15 protein-coding genes are annotated in these 16,653 nt (G+C 63.6%); 6 read left to right on the top strand and 9 right to left on the bottom strand.

What is annotated here, in order from left to right; all coding sequences use genetic code 11:
- The 4 genes from BLU62_RS33125 to BLU62_RS34605 form a co-directional block, all read right to left on the bottom strand.
- The coding region (locus BLU62_RS33125) for a hypothetical protein (RefSeq protein WP_208863582.1) at positions 1-275 on the bottom strand (275 nt) is incomplete at its 3' end.
- A gap of 102 nt (positions 276-377) precedes the next feature.
- The gene (locus BLU62_RS00330; RefSeq protein WP_074847883.1) at positions 378-1,475 is read right to left on the bottom strand and encodes a tape measure protein; all 1,098 of its coding nucleotides are present in this window, start codon (positions 1,473-1,475) and stop codon (positions 378-380) included.
- Complete coding sequence (locus tag BLU62_RS00325) at positions 1,475-1,822, bottom strand: hypothetical protein (protein ID WP_074847881.1); 348 nt, start codon at positions 1,820-1,822, stop codon at positions 1,475-1,477. The genes BLU62_RS00330 and BLU62_RS00325 overlap by 1 nt, the downstream gene beginning before the upstream one ends.
- Before the next feature lie 261 nt (positions 1,823-2,083).
- On the bottom strand, positions 2,084-2,338 hold the full coding sequence (locus BLU62_RS34605) for an endonuclease domain-containing protein (RefSeq protein ID WP_074847879.1): 255 nt from the start codon (positions 2,336-2,338) through the stop codon (positions 2,084-2,086).
- Positions 2,339-3,178: 840 nt separating this feature from the next.
- Here BLU62_RS34605 and BLU62_RS00315 point away from each other — a divergent pair.
- On the top strand, positions 3,179-3,379 hold the full coding sequence (locus BLU62_RS00315) for a hypothetical protein (RefSeq protein WP_074847866.1): 201 nt from the start codon (positions 3,179-3,181) through the stop codon (positions 3,377-3,379).
- Positions 3,380-3,755: 376 nt separating this feature from the next.
- On the opposite strand, the gene BLU62_RS00305 is transcribed toward BLU62_RS00315, so the two are convergent.
- Together BLU62_RS00305 and BLU62_RS00300 are read right to left on the bottom strand one after the other, a co-directional pair.
- Positions 3,756-4,187 carry a hypothetical protein gene (locus tag BLU62_RS00305; RefSeq protein WP_074848129.1) on the bottom strand — a complete coding sequence of 144 codons (432 nt, stop codon included), beginning with the start codon at positions 4,185-4,187 and terminating at the stop codon, positions 3,756-3,758.
- Between the two features lie 161 nt (positions 4,188-4,348).
- A complete protein-coding gene (locus BLU62_RS00300) occupies positions 4,349-4,942 on the bottom strand; it encodes a hypothetical protein (protein ID WP_139179902.1) in 594 nt (197 codons plus the stop codon).
- 864 nt (positions 4,943-5,806) lie between these two features.
- Here BLU62_RS00300 and BLU62_RS32025 point away from each other — a divergent pair.
- From BLU62_RS32025 to BLU62_RS00290, 3 genes are all read left to right on the top strand, one after another.
- Positions 5,807-6,190, top strand: a complete 384-nt coding sequence (locus BLU62_RS32025; protein WP_139179903.1) for a hypothetical protein — start codon at positions 5,807-5,809, stop codon at positions 6,188-6,190.
- A 62-nt stretch (positions 6,191-6,252) separates the two neighbouring features.
- Positions 6,253-6,846: a hypothetical protein gene (locus tag BLU62_RS00295; RefSeq protein ID WP_139179902.1), complete on the top strand. Its 594-nt coding sequence runs from the start codon at positions 6,253-6,255 to the stop codon at positions 6,844-6,846.
- A gap of 277 nt (positions 6,847-7,123) precedes the next feature.
- Positions 7,124-7,438: a hypothetical protein gene (locus BLU62_RS00290; protein WP_074847871.1), complete on the top strand. Its 315-nt coding sequence runs from the start codon at positions 7,124-7,126 to the stop codon at positions 7,436-7,438.
- Positions 7,439-7,813: 375 nt separating this feature from the next.
- Here the strand turns inward: BLU62_RS00290 and BLU62_RS00280 are convergent, their stop codons facing one another.
- Positions 7,814-8,014 (bottom strand): hypothetical protein, encoded by a 201-nt coding sequence (locus tag BLU62_RS00280; RefSeq protein ID WP_074847866.1) that lies wholly within the window; start codon positions 8,012-8,014, stop codon positions 7,814-7,816.
- A gap of 526 nt (positions 8,015-8,540) precedes the next feature.
- Between BLU62_RS00280 and BLU62_RS34600 the strand changes: the two genes are divergently transcribed.
- Together BLU62_RS34600 and BLU62_RS00270 are read left to right on the top strand one after the other, a co-directional pair.
- Complete coding sequence (locus tag BLU62_RS34600) at positions 8,541-9,110, top strand: endonuclease domain-containing protein (protein WP_099047818.1); 570 nt, start codon at positions 8,541-8,543, stop codon at positions 9,108-9,110.
- A 227-nt stretch (positions 9,111-9,337) separates the two neighbouring features.
- Positions 9,338-12,157 (top strand): tape measure protein, encoded by a 2,820-nt coding sequence (locus BLU62_RS00270; protein WP_159441499.1) that lies wholly within the window; start codon positions 9,338-9,340, stop codon positions 12,155-12,157.
- A 355-nt stretch (positions 12,158-12,512) separates the two neighbouring features.
- On the opposite strand, the gene BLU62_RS00265 is transcribed toward BLU62_RS00270, so the two are convergent.
- Positions 12,513-15,608 (bottom strand): tape measure protein, encoded by a 3,096-nt coding sequence (locus tag BLU62_RS00265; RefSeq protein WP_159441498.1) that lies wholly within the window; start codon positions 15,606-15,608, stop codon positions 12,513-12,515.
- A 227-nt stretch (positions 15,609-15,835) separates the two neighbouring features.
- Positions 15,836-16,405 carry an endonuclease domain-containing protein gene (locus BLU62_RS34595; protein WP_099047818.1) on the bottom strand — a complete coding sequence of 190 codons (570 nt, stop codon included), beginning with the start codon at positions 16,403-16,405 and terminating at the stop codon, positions 15,836-15,838.
- Positions 16,406-16,653: the final 248 nt, after the last annotated feature.

Genomic DNA, 16,653 nt, shown 5'->3' with positions numbered 1-16,653 from the left:
GCCAGCCGCCTCGCGCTGGCGCATGAACTCATCACGGATCTTCGAGAGCTGGCCCGCCGCCATGATGCCGCCCTCGCAGTGGCGGCAAGTCGGTCACCAAGCAGCTTCCACTGTCCGTCGGAGCCGTACAGAGAGCGGGCGACTTCTTCGTTGGACATCCCGAGATCGCGGATCGCCTTTTCAGCCGCCATGGCTCGCTCGGCGTTCTCATTCAGCACTTCGTTCGAGCCGGATGCCATCTTGAAGAGGCCGCCGACCTCTTTGAGCTGTTCCACGTCGACTTGTGCTGATCGGCGGCAGTGCTCAGCGTCTTCTGGTACGCCCCAACCTGTTCCGCAGCCTTGGCCCAGGTGTCATCGTTCATGGCACCGCGGGACTCACGGAAAGCGGCCCATCAGCCTCTGGGACTCCGCAAGCTCCTTCACCGCCTGCGACTGAGCCTTCGCCTTCTGCGTCGCATCGGCGTGAGCCTGCGCGCCATCATCAGATATGCGGCACCAGCCATGAGCGCGATATTCAAAGGGCCGCCCAATGCCGCAGACAGTCCACCGGCCGCCCCACGTAGTGCGCTGAGTCCGCCGGAAGCGGCCATTCCCGCGTTGGCACAAGGACGCGGATATGGGCGCCGGCCGTCGAGAGCTGCGGGTTCGCCTGCCGGATGTAGCCAAGCGAGGTCCGATAGGCGTCGGTGAAGTTGCCGATTGCCGGACGCACACCGCCGAACGCCGTTCCGACACGACTGATTCCCGTATGCATCGGGCCGAGCGCCGTCGTGACGCGCCCCAGGATTGCGGGCACGGTTCGGAACGCCAACCACGCCGCGAGCGCTGCGGTGACGTAACCCGGATGCGCCTCCATGAGATCGCCGACAGTCTGAAGCACCGGGGCGAGTCCTTGCAGAATCCCGACGCCGTCTGGACCGTCGCCAGGAACACCTGCCAGCCGCCGACGCCGAGCGACGCAGACGCTTCCGCGAGTGCCGCCCCAATCGTACGCGCTGCAGGACCGAGTTCCATCAGTGAATCCCACAGCGCCGTAAAGGTTTCGGCCGCTCGATCAAGAGCTCCCGAGCCCTCGAGGGTTGCATACAGACCCTTGAGCTGCGGCACCCACTGGTCGAAGATCTTGGCGTCCGCGGCGAGCGCGAAATCCTTCATCTTCGGGGTGAGATCGTTTACTGCTTCGGTCAGGCCGACAACGCCGCCCTTGGCGCGGAGAAGGAACGGCTCCATGCCCGCAGCCGACAGGCGGCCCATCGCGGTCCGGAAGTTGGCGAGCTTCGCGGGAAGGGTCTCGCCCATCTCCTTCGCGAGGTTGCCGGTGCCCTGGTTGATCGCCGTGACGACCTGGTCGAACGAGATCTTGCCCTCTTCGCCGAGGGTGCGGACCTCGGCAGTCGTCTTGCCGATCGACTTCGCAATGAGGTCATAGATCGGCACGCCGCGCTGGGCCAGCTGCAACGCCTCCGAGCCCATCAACTTGCCGACGCCTTGATCTGCATCATCACGAGGCCGATGTCCTGCGCCGAGGCGCCAGAGGCCGCAGAGATGTTCACCAACGCCTTCACAGCGTTGTTCATGTCGTCGCCCGCCGCCACGCCAGCACCGCCCAGCATCGCTGCTGCCGCCGCTGCATCAGCCAGCGAAGTCGAGGTGCCGGTGACGATGTCATTCAGATCGGCAAGCTGACGCTTCGTGTCACCGGCCGACAGCCCCATATTGCGGAACTGGATGTCCGCCTTCTCCAGGGTGGTGATCCGGTTGTAGCCTGCCGACAGGGCATCCTGCAGCACCTTCGATGCTGCGCCCGCCGCCTTCGACACGCCAATCCCAGCGCCGTGCCGAGGGCGGTGGACATCGTGTGACCCATGCGACGCCCAGTGTCACCAGCGCCGCGTTCAGCACCATTGAGCGCGTTACGGATGCCAGGAGCGATACGGCTCGTCTCTGGAACGATGGAAATGTAGGCAACACCTAGCTCCGTGGCCACGCTGCCACCCCTTTGCTTGCCGCCAGAAATGACGAACACCCCAGAGGCTCATGGCCTTAGGGGTGTTCGTTGAGTCCGTATGTATGCGCTGTTTCTAGGCCTTTCGACCGAGGTACTCGATCGCGCTTCGCAGCACGTTCGGGTCATCCTTCAGTAGGCCCAATCCGCGGTTGCACGATCCGCAGAGGAATCCGCGGACGCACTGCCCGCAGGTTCGCCACTGCTTACTCCGTGGAGGGCAGCAGCTGTGGTCATGGTCGATATGTAGCGCCCCCACGCGCTCGCCGCAGATGTCGCAGCCCCGATTCATCGCGGCCGCGTACTCCTCCGGGGTGATTCCGTACTTCAGATATCGGCGCGCTTCGGGGGATTCTCTACCGCAGGTGCGGCACCACTGAGTGTCGGTGCGCTGAAGCCTCGCCCCGGTGCGCCGCTGTAGGGAGAAGTCCTGCCCGCATAGCCGACATTTCGCCGTCGTTGGGCGACGCCCGTTGTATCGAGAGTCGGTTTGCTGACAGCCCTCGAGCAGTGCTTACGGCGCCCCGACCCCTTCGGGACACCTGCCCCGCAAACGACGCACACCCATTCCTTCGACCACGTGTCCGGCCGGAGTTCGCCGTGGCGATCAAGCTGAACCCGGTGCGAGTCGCACACCGTCTGCATGCCCGCGTAGGGCGGTCGCATGTGGGGTGCTCGCAGATGGGGCGACATTCGTCGGAGCAGTACGCATGCTGTCCGGGACCTCGGTCGATGGGTGATCCACATGTCGGACATGGACGTCGGGTTCGGGTAGCCTTCACGGCAGCCCCTCCTTGGTGCTTCAAGCGAGTGGGTTAGGCCCCGGCTGGTGTTGGTAGCACCTCCGGGGTCGCTCCATTCTATCTCGGGTCGTCGCACTGACGGCTTATCCTGTCGAGATGAAACGTGCATGCATTGCCATCCCAGTAATCGCATTCGCCCTCGCCGCCTCTGGGTGCAGCGACCGAAGCCCCGAGGCCGGTAAGGCTCCTGCGACATCGTCGGCCTCCGCACCTGCCCCTGCAGTCGCAGGTGCGTACACGTCAGTGAGTCAACTCGCGGCCGGACTAACTTCAGCCGGCTTCCCATGCCTGGTTACTGACGCAACCTCGGGCCGAAGGCTGAGCACGGATCGTGCCCACTAACCCCAACGGCCGAAGCTCGACTGAGTGTGTGGTTCTCAGAAGACCTCGCCTCGAAGGGAATCGCTGCATCGGTAAAGCACTCTGACATCACGGGAGACATCACTGGCGATCGCCACTACTACGTAACGGGACCAACCTGGCTGATCAGCCTCGACCAGAACGCGGTCATGGCAGGCCAGATTGCGGGACAGTTCGGCGGCGAACTAGTGAAGTCCGGTGATATCTAGCGCATCGACGCCGCGACCGCCCGAGCCTTCTCAGCCTCGCTGGGACCTTCGCCCTCGGTAGCTTCGGCAGCGTCATCCCGAGGCGGCCCATACCGGGCCGGGAAGTAGATCTCAGGCACTTCGTTAAACGTGGTCAACGCCTGCATGTATCGGAGGTCGGAAACGATCGTCGCCACCTCCGACAAGAGCATCACAGACGGATCAGACCACAGCCAAGTGTCAGGATTCCATGCCCGGAACAGCTCCATTGCGTGGTCTGTGCGAGCCCTGCGGACAATAGCCCGCAGGTCAGTCCATGAAAACCAGGGCTTCCCGAGATCCCGCAACCTGAGGCCGCGGGAAATCAGGTCGTACTCGATGGCCTCCCCGTGCTCGTCTAGGAGTCGGCGGAGGCCGAAGATTCCCCCACTGTGATGTCAGGATCTTCGAGCTGCTTCTTGATCCACTGGATGGTGCCCTCAGGGATCTTCGTCATCAGGAGCTTGTACTCGGCAGCCGACACGTACGGCTTGAGCCACCGGAGGGTGACTTCCTTCTCCTCGAAACCCTTCAGGGTTTCCTCTGCGTCGACCGGGCGCGGCAGCGTCTTCTCCGCGCTGTTGAGGCTGTTCGCCCATTCGGCGATCTTCACATCCGCTTCCCCGAACGGGGTGATCCAGTCCTGGTACTTCTTGATCTCGGCGGGGTCCATCCACTTGCGCGGCGGCATCGACACCAGTACCGGATCGCGCCCGGGGATGGGGACGGCGAACTTCAACAGGTGATCGTCGGACGAGGGGGCTACTGCGTAGCCTTCGGGAACAGACATGGTTTGACCAGGAACCTTTCAACATTGGGATAGAACTTCAACCAGGAGCAGCCCCGGCCTGGCAAAAGGACGCGGCTCCTGGTCAGGGACAACATGACACCCCTTCGCCAGGCCGAGATTGTGTGCCCGGGGAGGCTAGATACCTCCCCGGGCAAGACGGGTCAGCTACCCGAAGTGGCGGCGATGCCGTCCACGTCGCCGAACTCGTCGACGTAGTCGCCGTTGGAGTTGCGGAACGCTCGGATCGTCAACTCCACGCCCGACGCGTCCTGCGACTCGTCCTTCCACTCCGCGATCTCCGAGACGCGGCCCTTCTCCACGACGTACGTCTTGAACTTCTTGCCGCACTTCGTGGCGAACACGTGGGCCGACAGCGGAAGCTGCGACGAGTTGTGGCGGACGTGGTAGCGCTGCCCCTTGCCGCCGGCAGCGGGGATGAGGGTGACGTTGTCGTCACCTGCGACGGTCCGCTTCACCGACGGCAGGTCGACGTCGAGCAGCTTGATCTTGAAGCTGGTGCCGTACTCGGTCTGCACATCGACGTAGTCGCCACCGTCGAAGTCCTTGACGGTGTTCGAGGTGCGGGTGATGCCGACCGACAGGCCGTCGACCGCCGCGGTTCCGTGGTCCTCGAACGCGGCGTTCAGGTCTTCCGGCGACTCGACCGGAGCGGTGGGAAGCGTGGTACCCAGAGGTGCCCGCCAGTAGACGCCGCCGTCGAGCGACTGCGCCACGTAAGAGTGTTCGACTGCCATTGTTTTGCCCCTTTCAGGCGAGGTGACCAGGAGCCGCGAAAGGGTTATTCAGTTAGGAGACTTTAGGTTCGGAGCACGAAGAGTGTCCCGGTGAACTGGAACCGGGAATGCTTTTCATAGTCCGGGTTGGGATAGTCGGCCAGGCTGTTCATGAACCCAGTCGGTTACCCACAGGCCTGCCCATGGGCCGCCCGAGGATTGCAGCCTGGAATCCGTCCGCGATGGTTCCGATCGATTGCTCAGTCCACGCCGTGTCCGGGCTGCCCTTGGGGGTTTGAGGCCGTACAGTTCGACAAGGATGCGAGCGCGATCCAGTGAGCGAATCCCCGTGGGCCGCCGATACGAGAAACCTCCCGAATCGGGCAGGGTCTTCTGAGACGGTCGGGTGGAGACTTCACTCCAGCAGCCGCCGCTCGGCAGATGAGGAGAGCGCGGCGCGCGAGCCGTGGAGTGTCGACGATCGAGTTATCCGCGAGAGCCCTGGAGGATCGTGTAGTCTGGGATATGACAGGGCAATTGATCGACGTTGCGGCCTGTGTTACGTACGGTCGGTGACGACAGAGGCTACGCCAACGGCGCCGGGGAGGCGTGACCATGCACTGCCCACGTGAACCACCGCGTCTACGTGCACCTCGACCCATAGCGTCTCGCACTCAGTCAGCGATCGCTCGAGGCGTCCATCCCGCTCGAGTCTGCATTGCTGACGATGCGAGCGCTATGGGCGAGGGCACGTACGCGGTGGGTTCACGGGCAGGCATGGCACGTCCCCAGGGCCGTTGGCGTGCCTCTGTCGTCACCGCCGACTACAAGGCGCAACGCGACAATGCCCGCAACAACACGATCCTCAGGGCTCTCGGATAACTGATGTCGACACCCACGCTGGCGGCGCTCTCCATCTGCCGAGCGGCGCTGCCTGGAGTGAAGTTCTCCACGACCGTCTCAGAAGACCCTGCCCGATTCGGGAGGGTTTCTCGTATCGGCGGCCCACGGGATCGCTCACTGGATCGCGCTCGCATCCTTGTCGAACTGTACGGCTCAACCCCCAAGGGCAGCCCGGACACGGCGTGGACTGAGCAATCGATCGGAACCATCGCGGACGGATTCCAGGCTGCATCCTCGGGCGGCCCATGGGCAGGCCTGTGGGTAACCGACTGGGTCATGAACAGCCTGGCCGACTATCCCAACCCGGACTATGAAAAGCATTCCCGGTTCCAGTTCACCGGGACACTCTTCGTGCTCCGAACCTAAAGTCTCCTAACTGAATAACCCTTTCGCGGCTCCTGGTCACCTCGCCTGAAAGGGGCAAAACAATGGCAGTCGAACACTCTTACGTGGCGCAGTCGCTCGACGGCGGCGTCTACTGGCGGGCACCTCTGGGTACCACGCTTCCCACCGCTCCGGTCGAGTCGCCGGAAGACCTGAACGCCGCGTTCGAGGACCACGGAACCGCGGCGGTCGACGGCCTGTCGGTCGGCATCACCCGCACCTCGAACACCGTCAAGGACTTCGACGGTGGCGACTACGTCGATGTGCAGACCGAGTACGGCACCAGCTTCAAGATCAAGCTGCTCGACGTCGACCTGCCGTCGGTGAAGCGGACCGTCGCAGGTGACGACAACGTCACCCTCATCCCCGCTGCCGGCGGCAAGGGGCAGCGCTACCACGTCCGCCACAACTCGTCGCAGCTTCCGCTGTCGGCCCACGTGTTCGCCACGAAGTGCGGCAAGAAGTTCAAGACGTACGTCGTGGAGAAGGGCCGCGTCTCGGAGATCGCGGAGTGGAAGGACGAGTCGCAGGACGCGTCGGGCGTGGAGTTGACGATCCGAGCGTTCCGCAACTCCAACGGCGACTACGTCGACGAGTTCGGCGACGTGGACGGCATCGCCGCCACTTCGGGTAGCTGACCCGTCTTGCCCGGGGAGGTATCTAGCCTCCCCGGGCACACAATCTCGGCCTGGCGAAGGGGTGTCATGTTGTCCCTGACCAGGAGCCGCGTCCTTTTGCCAGGCCGGGGCTGCTCCTGGTTGAAGTTCTATCCCAATGTTGAAAGGTTCCTGGTCAAACCATGTCTGTTCCCGAAGGCTACGCAGTAGCCCCCTCGTCCGACGATCACCTGTTGAAGTTCGCCGTCCCCATCCCCGGGCGCGATCCGGTACTGGTGTCGATGCCGCGCGCAAGTGGATGGACCCCGCCGAGATCAAGAAGTACCAGGACTGGATCACCCCGTTCGGGGAAGCGGATGTGAAGATCGCCGAATGGGCGAACAGCCTCAACAGCGCGGAGAAGACGCTGCCGCGCCCGGTCGACGCAGAGGAAACCCTGAAGGGTTTCGAGGAGAAGGAAGTCACCCTCCGGTGGCTCAAGCCGTACGTGTCGGCTGCCGAGTACAAGCTCCTGATGACGAAGATCCCTGAGGGCACCATCCAGTGGATCAAGAAGCAGCTCGAAGATCCTGACATCACAGTGGGGGAATCTTCGGCCTCCGCCGACTCCTAGACGAGCACGGGGAGGCCATCGAGTACGACCTGATTTCCCGCGGCCTCAGGTTGCGGATCTCGGGAAGCCCTGGTTTTCATGGACTGACCTGCGGGCTATTGTCCGCAGGGCTCGCACAGACCACGCAATGGAGCTGTTCCGGGCATGGAATCCTGACACTTGGCTGTGGTCTGATCCGTCTGTGATGCTCTTGTCGGAGGTGGCGACGATCGTTTCCGACCTCCGATACATGCAGGCGTTGACCACGTTTAACGAAGTGCCTGAGATCTACTTCCCGGCCCGGTATGGGCCGCCTCGGGATGACGCTGCCGAAGCTACCGAGGGCGAAGGTCCCAGCGAGGCTGAGAAGGCTCGGGCGGTCGCGGCGTCGATGCGCTAGATATCACCGGACTTCACTAGTTCGCCGCCGAACTGTCCCGCAATCTGGCCTGCCATGACCGCGTTCTGGTCGAGGCTGATCAGCCAGGTTGGTCCCGTTACGTAGTAGTGGCGATCGCCAGTGATGTCTCCCGTGATGTCAGAGTGCTTTACCGATGCAGCGATTCCCTTCGAGGCGAGGTCTTCTGAGAACCACACACTCAGTCGAGCTTCGGCCGTTGGGTTAGTGGGCACGATCCGTGCTCAGCCTTCGGCCCGAGGTTGCGTCAGTAACCAGGCATGGGAAGCCGGCTGAAGTTAGTCCGGCCGCGAGTTGACTCACTGACGTGTACGCACCTGCGACTGCAGGGGCAGGTGCGGAGGCCGACGATGTCGCAGGAGCCTTACCGGCCTCGGGGCTTCGGTCGCTGCACCCAGAGGCGGCGAGGGCGAATGCGATTACTGGGATGGCAATGCATGCACGTTTCATCTCGACAGGATAAGCCGTCAGTGCGACGACCCGAGATAGAATGGAGCGACCCCGGAGGTGCTACCAACACCAGCCGGGGCCTAACCCACTCGCTTGAAGCACCAAGGAGGGGCTGCCGTGAAGGCTACCCGAACCCGACGTCCATGTCCGACATGTGGATCACCCATCGACCGAGGTCCCGGACAGCATGCGTACTGCTCCGACGAATGTCGCCCCATCTGCGAGCACCCCACATGCGACCGCCCTACGCGGGGCATGCAGACGGTGTGCGACTCGCACCGGGTTCAGCTTGATCGCCACGGCGAACTCCGGCCGGACACGTGGTCGAAGGAATGGGTGTGCGTCGTTTGCGGGGCAGGTGTCCCGAAGGGGTCGGGGCGCCGTAAGCACTGCTCGAGGGGCTGTCAGCAAACCGACTCTCGATACAACGGGCGTCGCCCAACGACGGCGAAATGTCGGCTATGCGGGCAGGACTTCTCCCTACAGCGGCGCACCGGGGCGAGGCTTCAGCGCACCGACACTCAGTGGTGCCGCACCTGCGGTAGAGAATCCCCCGAAGCGCGCCGATATCTGAAGTACGGAATCACCCCGGAGGAGTACGCGGCCGCGATGAATCGGGGCTGCGACATCTGCGGCGAGCGCGTGGGGGCGCTACATATCGACCATGACCACAGCTGCTGCCCTCCACGGAGTAAGCAGTGGCGAACCTGCGGGCAGTGCGTCCGCGGATTCCTCTGCGGATCGTGCAACCGCGGATTGGGCCTACTGAAGGATGACCCGAACGTGCTGCGAAGCGCGATCGAGTACCTCGGTCGAAAGGCCTAGAAACAGCGCATACATACGGACTCAACGAACACCCCTAAGGCCATGAGCCTCTGGGGTGTTCGTCATTTCTGGCGGCAAGCAAAGGGGGTGGCAGCGTGGCCACGGAGCTAGGTGTTGCCTACATTTCCATCGTTCCAGAGACGAGCCGTATCGCTCCTGGCATCCGTAACGCGCTCAATGGTGCTGAACGCGGCGCTGGTGACACTGGGCGTCGCATGGGTCACACGATGTCCACCGCCCTCGGCACGGCGCTGGGGATTGGCGTGTCGAAGGCGGCGGGCGCAGCATCGAAGGTGCTGCAGGATGCCCTGTCGGCAGGCTACAACCGGATCACCACCCTGGAGAAGGCGGACATCCAGTTCCGCAATATGGGGCTGTCGGCCGGTGACACGAAGCGTCAGCTTGCCGATCTGAATGACATCGTCACCGGCACCTCGACTTCGCTGGCTGATGCAGCGGCGGCAGCAGCGATGCTGGGCGGTGCTGGCGTGGCGGCGGGCGACGACATGAACAACGCTGTGAAGGCGTTGGTGAACATCTCTGCGGCCTCTGGCGCCTCGGCGCAGGACATCGGCCTCGTGATGATGCAGATCAAGGCGTCGGGCAAGTTGATGGGCTCGGAGGCGTTGCAGCTGGCCCAGCGCGGCGTGCCGATCTATGACCTCATTGCGAAGTCGATCGGCAAGACGACTGCCGAGGTCCGCACCCTCGGCGAAGAGGGCAAGATCTCGTTCGACCAGGTCGTCACGGCGATCAACCAGGGCACCGGCAACCTCGCGAAGGAGATGGGCGAGACCCTTCCCGCGAAGCTCGCCAACTTCCGGACCGCGATGGGCCGCCTGTCGGCTGCGGGCATGGAGCCGTTCCTTCTCCGCGCCAAGGGCGGCGTTGTCGGCCTGACCGAAGCAGTAAACGATCTCACCCCGAAGATGAAGGATTTCGCGCTCGCCGCGGACGCCAAGATCTTCGACCAGTGGGTGCCGCAGCTCAAGGGTCTGTATGCAACCCTCGAGGGCTCGGGAGCTCTTGATCGAGCGGCCGAAACCTTTACGGCGCTGTGGGATTCACTGATGGAACTCGGTCCTGCAGCGCGTACGATTGGGGCGGCACTCGCGGAAGCGTCTGCGTCGCTCGGCGTCGGCGGCTGGCAGGTGTTCCTGGCGACGGTCCAGACGGCGTCGGGGATTCTGCAAGGACTCGCCCCGGTGCTTCAGACTGTCGGCGATCTCATGGAGGCGCATCCGGGTTACGTCACCGCAGCGCTCGCGGCGTGGTTGGCGTTCCGAACCGTGCCCGCAATCCTGGGGCGCGTCACGACGGCGCTCGGCCCGATGCATACGGGAATCAGTCGTGTCGGAACGGCGTTCGGCGGTGTGCGTCCGGCAATCGGCAACTTCACCGACGCCTATCGGACCTCGCTTGGCTACATCCGGCAGGCGAACCCGCAGCTCTCGACGGCCGGCGCCCATATCCGCGTCCTTGGTGCCAACGCGGGAATGGCCGCTTCCGGCGGACTCAGCGCACTACGTGGGGCGGCCGGTGGACTGTCTGCGGCATTGGGCGGCCCTTTGAATATCGCGCTCATGGCTGGTGCCGCATATCTGATGATGGGCGCGCAGGCTCACGCCGATGCGACGCAGAAGGCGAAGGCTCAGTCGCAGGCGGTGAAGGAGCTTGCGGAGTCCCAGAGGCTGATGGGTGCCGCTTTCCGTGAGTCCCGCGGTGCCATGAACGATGACACCTGGGCCAAGGCTGCGGAACAGGTTGGGGCGTACCAGAAGACGCTGAGCACTGCCGCCGATCAGCACAAGTCGACGTGGGAACAGCTCAAAGAGGTCGGCGGCCTCTTCAAGATGGCATCCGGCTCGAACGAAGTGCTGAATGAGAACGCCGAGCGAGCCATGGCGGCTGAAAAGGCGATCCGCGATCTCGGGATGTCCAACGAAGAAGTCGCCCGCTCTCTGTACGGCTCCGACGGACAGTGGAAGCTGCTTGGTGACCGACTTGCCGCCACTGGCGAGGGCGGCATCATGGCGGCGGGCCAGCTCTCGAAGATCCGTGATGAGTTCATGCGCCAGCGCGAGGCGGCTGGGCGCGTGGCGCCTGGCGTCTCCGAACTCGGCGAGGCAATGCGCGTCCTGGGCGACAAGACGTCGACCGCGGCGGAGAAGACACGGGCGCTGAAGTCGGCGCTCGATGCGTTGAACCCCGCCCGCACTGAGGGTGAGGCGATTGCCCGTCACAACGACGTGATGCGTCAGGTTGCTGACTCGACCAAGGAGGCTATCAACCAGTCTGAGGGGTTCGGTGCGGCGCTCCTGAGTCAGAAGCTGGGCATCGACACGGCAACGAAGAATGGTGCTGCGCTCCGGCAATCGCTGGTGGACATTGTGGACGCCACAACTGATGCTGCCGCGTCGGGTGCTGATATGACGGAGCGGAATCGTCAGAACCAGGAGGCTCTCGCCCAGTTGGCGCGGCAGTATGGCCTGACTGGTGAGCAGATCCGTGCCGCTGCAGACAAACTCGGTCTTGATGACGTCGAAGTGACGGTGGCCCTGAAGGGTGCCCCTGAGGCGGTCCAGCAATTGGCGGCGATCTCCGCCAAGTGGAATGACATGCCGACCCAGAAGACGATGACGATCGACAGTTCGGCGGTTACCAAGGAGACGCAGGGTCTGCTGGAGCGGCTGGGTGCGACGGTTGAGCGGATTCCGAACACCAATCAGGTGAAGATCACTGCGGATGATGCGGATGCTCGGGCGAAGATTCTGATGGTTACGCAGAACATCGCCGTGCTGAATGCGCTGCGGGCGAACCCGAAGGTCGACCTCGACAAGGCTATGTTCGATCTGCGAAATAGTGAGGCCCGGGGAGCGCTTGAAGGGCTGGATCGTACCGCTGTGTCGCCGGCTGCTGGGCTAGTTATTGACCAGTTGCTGCAGGGCAAAGCCGTGTCGATGGAGCAGCTGTACTCTGCAGAACGCGTCCAAGGTGGATATGGAGATCGCTGCGATTATGCAGAAGCTCGGTCTCATCAACACTGAGCTAGATCGGGCCGCCCGGGAGCGTCAGGCATACATCAATGTGCAGACTCGTGGTCTCAACCTCGGCGACACTACCCCGAGTGGCCAGGTGTGGCGCGGTCCCGGTCTGGCGAACAATGCTGACGGCTCGGTTCGCCGCTACGCACAGGGCGGTATTCGGGATCTCGAGCAGTATGCGAATGGGAAGTTGCCGAACCAGGCGGTCATCGAGAAGGCGCGCCCGAACACTCTGGTGCAGTGGGCTGAACCTGAGACTGGTGTGAGGCGTTCATTCCCTCTGCGCCCCACACGCCGCGCCACGCTCGCCGAGCATCCTCGCGCACCCTGCGACCCGCTCCCCGCGCAGGATGCCGCCTCACCACCAGCTCTCCAGGTTCAGCCCACTGCACCAGAGTGTTCGGCGCGCCTTCTCGATGACCGCCTGGTTCGGCAACTTCCCATTCGCATACTGCTCGAGATCCCGAATACCGCCCTGTGCGTAGCGGCGAACCGAGCCGTCAGCATTGTTCGCCAGACCGGGACCGCGCCACACCTGGCCACTCGGGGTAGTGTCGCCGAGGTTGAGACCACGAGTCTGCACATTGATGTATGCCTGACGCTCCCGGGCGGCCCGATCTAGCTCAGTGTTGATGAGACCGAGCTTCTGCATAATCGCAGCGATCTCCATATCCACCTTGGGATTCGCGGTGGTCTGCGAGAGGGTATTCAGCTGCTCCATCGACACGGCTTTGCCCTGCAGCAACTGGTCAATAACTAGCCCAGCAGCCGGCGACACAGCGGTACGATCCAGCCCTTCAAGCGCTCCCCGGGCCTCACTATTTCGCAGATCGAACATAGCCTTGTCGAGGTCGACCTTCGGGTTCGCCCGCAGCGCATTCAGCACGGCGATGTTCTGCGTAACCATCAGAATCTTCGCCCGAGCATCCGCATCATCCGCAGTGATCTTCACCTGATTGGTGTTCGGAATCCGCTCAACCGTCGCACCCAGCCGCTCCAGCAGACCCTGCGTCTCCTTGGTAACCGCCGAACTGTCGATCGTCATCGTCTTCTGGGTCGGCATGTCATTCCACTTGGCGGAGATCGCCGCCAATTGCTGGACCGCCTCAGGGGCACCCTTCAGGGCCACCGTCACTTCGACGTCATCAAGACCGAGTTTGTCTGCAGCGGCACGGATCTGCTCACCAGTCAGGCCATACTGCCGCGCCAACTGGGCGAGAGCCTCCTGGTTCTGACGATTCCGCTCCGTCATATCAGCACCCGACGCGGCAGCATCAGTTGTGGCGTCCACAATGTCCACCAGCGATTGCCGGAGCGCAGCACCATTCTTCGTTGCCGTGTCGATGCCCAGCTTCTGACTCAGGAGCGCCGCACCGAACCCCTCAGACTGGTTGATAGCCTCCTTGGTCGAGTCAGCAACCTGACGCATCACGTCGTTGTGACGGGCAATCGCCTCACCCTCAGTGCGGGCGGGGTTCAACGCATCGAGCGCCGACTTCAGCGCCCGTGTCTTCTCCGCCGCGGTCGACGTCTTGTCGCCCAGGACGCGCATTGCCTCGCCGAGTTCGGAGACGCCAGGCGCCACGCGCCCAGCCGCCTCGCGCTGGCGCATGAACTCATCACGGATCTTCGAGAGCTGGCCCGCCGCCATGATGCCGCCCTCGCCAGTGGCGGCAAGTCGGTCACCAAGCAGCTTCCACTGTCCGTCGGAGCCGTACAGAGAGCGGGCGACTTCTTCGTTGGACATCCCGAGATCGCGGATCGCCTTTTCAGCCGCCATGGCTCGCTCGGCGTTCTCATTCAGCACTTCGTTCGAGCCGGATGCCATCTTGAAGAGGCCGCCGACCTCTTTGAGCTGTTCCCACGTCGACTTGTGCTGATCGGCGGCAGTGCTCAGCGTCTTCTGGTACGCCCCAACCTGTTCCGCAGCCTTGGCCCAGGTGTCATCGTTCATGGCACCGCGGGACTCACGGAAAGCGGCACCCATCAGCCTCTGGGACTCCGCAAGCTCCTTCACCGCCTGCGACTGAGCCTTCGCCTTCTGCGTCGCATCGGCGTGAGCCTGCGCGCCCATCATCAGATATGCGGCACCAGCCATGAGCGCGATATTCAAAGGGCCGCCCAATGCCGCAGACAGTCCACCGGCCGCCCCACGTAGTGCGCTGAGTCCGCCGGAAGCGGCCATTCCCGCGTTGGCACCAAGGACGCGGATATGGGCGCCGGCCGTCGAGAGCTGCGGGTTCGCCTGCCGGATGTAGCCAAGCGAGGTCCGATAGGCGTCGGTGAAGTTGCCGATTGCCGGACGCACACCGCCGAACGCCGTTCCGACACGACTGATTCCCGTATGCATCGGGCCGAGCGCCGTCGTGACGCGCCCCAGGATTGCGGGCACGGTTCGGAACGCCAACCACGCCGCGAGCGCTGCGGTGACGTAACCCGGATGCGCCTCCATGAGATCGCCGACAGTCTGAAGCACCGGGGCGAGTCCTTGCAGAATCCCCGACGCCGTCTGGACCGTCGCCAGGAACACCTGCCAGCCGCCGACGCCGAGCGACGCAGACGCTTCCGCGAGTGCCGCCCCAATCGTACGCGCTGCAGGACCGAGTTCCATCAGTGAATCCCACAGCGCCGTAAAGGTTTCGGCCGCTCGATCAAGAGCTCCCGAGCCCTCGAGGGTTGCATACAGACCCTTGAGCTGCGGCACCCACTGGTCGAAGATCTTGGCGTCCGCGGCGAGCGCGAAATCCTTCATCTTCGGGGTGAGATCGTTTACTGCTTCGGTCAGGCCGACAACGCCGCCCTTGGCGCGGAGAAGGAACGGCTCCATGCCCGCAGCCGACAGGCGGCCCATCGCGGTCCGGAAGTTGGCGAGCTTCGCGGGAAGGGTCTCGCCCATCTCCTTCGCGAGGTTGCCGGTGCCCTGGTTGATCGCCGTGACGACCTGGTCGAACGAGATCTTGCCCTCTTCGCCGAGGGTGCGGACCTCGGCAGTCGTCTTGCCGATCGACTTCGCAATGAGGTCATAGATCGGCACGCCGCGCTGGGCCAGCTGCAACGCCTCCGAGCCCATCAACTTGCCCGACGCCTTGATCTGCATCATCACGAGGCCGATGTCCTGCGCCGAGGCGCCAGAGGCCGCAGAGATGTTCACCAACGCCTTCACAGCGTTGTTCATGTCGTCGCCCGCCGCCACGCCAGCACCGCCCAGCATCGCTGCTGCCGCCGCTGCATCAGCCAGCGAAGTCGAGGTGCCGGTGACGATGTCATTCAGATCGGCAAGCTGACGCTTCGTGTCACCGGCCGACAGCCCCATATTGCGGAACTGGATGTCCGCCTTCTCCAGGGTGGTGATCCGGTTGTAGCCTGCCGACAGGGCATCCTGCAGCACCTTCGATGCTGCGCCCGCCGCCTTCGACACGCCAATCCCCAGCGCCGTGCCGAGGGCGGTGGACATCGTGTGACCCATGCGACGCCCAGTGTCACCAGCGCCGCGTTCAGCACCATTGAGCGCGTTACGGATGCCAGGAGCGATACGGCTCGTCTCTGGAACGATGGAAATGTAGGCAACACCTAGCTCCGTGGCCACGCTGCCACCCCCTTTGCTTGCCGCCAGAAATGACGAACACCCCAGAGGCTCATGGCCTTAGGGGTGTTCGTTGAGTCCGTATGTATGCGCTGTTTCTAGGCCTTTCGACCGAGGTACTCGATCGCGCTTCGCAGCACGTTCGGGTCATCCTTCAGTAGGCCCAATCCGCGGTTGCACGATCCGCAGAGGAATCCGCGGACGCACTGCCCGCAGGTTCGCCACTGCTTACTCCGTGGAGGGCAGCAGCTGTGGTCATGGTCGATATGTAGCGCCCCCACGCGCTCGCCGCAGATGTCGCAGCCCCGATTCATCGCGGCCGCGTACTCCTCCGGGGTGATTCCGTACTTCAGATATCGGCGCGCTTCGGGGGATTCTCTACCGCAGGTGCGGCACCACTGAGTGTCGGTGCGCTGAAGCCTCGCCCCGGTGCGCCGCTGTAGGGAGAAGTCCTGCCCGCATAGCCGACATTTCGCCGTCGTTGGGCGACGCCCGTTGTATCGAGAGTCGGTTTGCTGACAGCCCCTCGAGCAGTGCTTACGGCGCCCCGACCCCTTCGGGACACCTGCCCCGCAAACGACGCACACCCATTCCTTCGACCACGTGTCCGGCCGGAGTTCGCCGTGGCGATCAAGCTGAACCCGGTGCGAGTCGCACACCGTCTGCATGCCCCGCGTAGGGCGGTCGCATGTGGGGTGCTCGCAGATGGGCGACATTCGTCGGAGCAGTACGCATGCTGTCCGGGACCTCGGTCGATGGGTGATCCACATGTCGGACATGGACGTCGGGTTCGGGTAGCCTTCACGGCAGCCCCTCCTTGGTGCTTCAAGCGAGTGGGTTAGGCCCCGGCTGGTGTTGGTAGCACCTCCGGGGTCGCTCCATTCTATCTCGGGTCGTCGCACTGACGGCTTATCCT

It is taken from the genome of Gordonia westfalica (assembly GCF_900105725.1).
In the GTDB taxonomy this organism is placed as follows: Bacteria; Actinomycetota; Actinomycetes; order Mycobacteriales; family Mycobacteriaceae; genus Gordonia; species Gordonia westfalica.
The sequence above is the reverse complement of the archived record's forward strand: the minus strand, read 5'-3'. Positions and strand labels throughout refer to the sequence as shown.

What these genes read in the sequence shown, in the direction of transcription:
- BLU62_RS00330 (WP_074847883.1), bottom strand. Translation starts at nt 1,475, where the DNA reads ATGGGCTCGGAGGCGTTGCAGCTGGCCCAGCGCGGCGTGCCGATCTAT.
- BLU62_RS00305 (WP_074848129.1), bottom strand. Translation starts at nt 4,187, where the DNA reads ATGTCTGTTCCCGAAGGCTACGCAGTAGCCCCCTCGTCCGACGATCAC.
- BLU62_RS00300 (WP_139179902.1), bottom strand. Translation starts at nt 4,942, where the DNA reads ATGGCAGTCGAACACTCTTACGTGGCGCAGTCGCTCGACGGCGGCGTC.
- BLU62_RS32025 (WP_139179903.1), top strand. Translation starts at nt 5,807, where the DNA reads ATGTCGACACCCACGCTGGCGGCGCTCTCCATCTGCCGAGCGGCGCTG.
- BLU62_RS00295 (WP_139179902.1), top strand. Translation starts at nt 6,253, where the DNA reads ATGGCAGTCGAACACTCTTACGTGGCGCAGTCGCTCGACGGCGGCGTC.
- BLU62_RS00290 (WP_074847871.1), top strand. Translation starts at nt 7,124, where the DNA reads ATGGACCCCGCCGAGATCAAGAAGTACCAGGACTGGATCACCCCGTTC.
- BLU62_RS34600 (WP_099047818.1), top strand. Translation starts at nt 8,541, where the DNA reads ATGCAGACGGTGTGCGACTCGCACCGGGTTCAGCTTGATCGCCACGGC.
- BLU62_RS00270 (WP_159441499.1), top strand. Translation starts at nt 9,338, where the DNA reads ATGTCCACCGCCCTCGGCACGGCGCTGGGGATTGGCGTGTCGAAGGCG.
- BLU62_RS00265 (WP_159441498.1), bottom strand. Translation starts at nt 15,608, where the DNA reads ATGTCCACCGCCCTCGGCACGGCGCTGGGGATTGGCGTGTCGAAGGCG.
- BLU62_RS34595 (WP_099047818.1), bottom strand. Translation starts at nt 16,405, where the DNA reads ATGCAGACGGTGTGCGACTCGCACCGGGTTCAGCTTGATCGCCACGGC.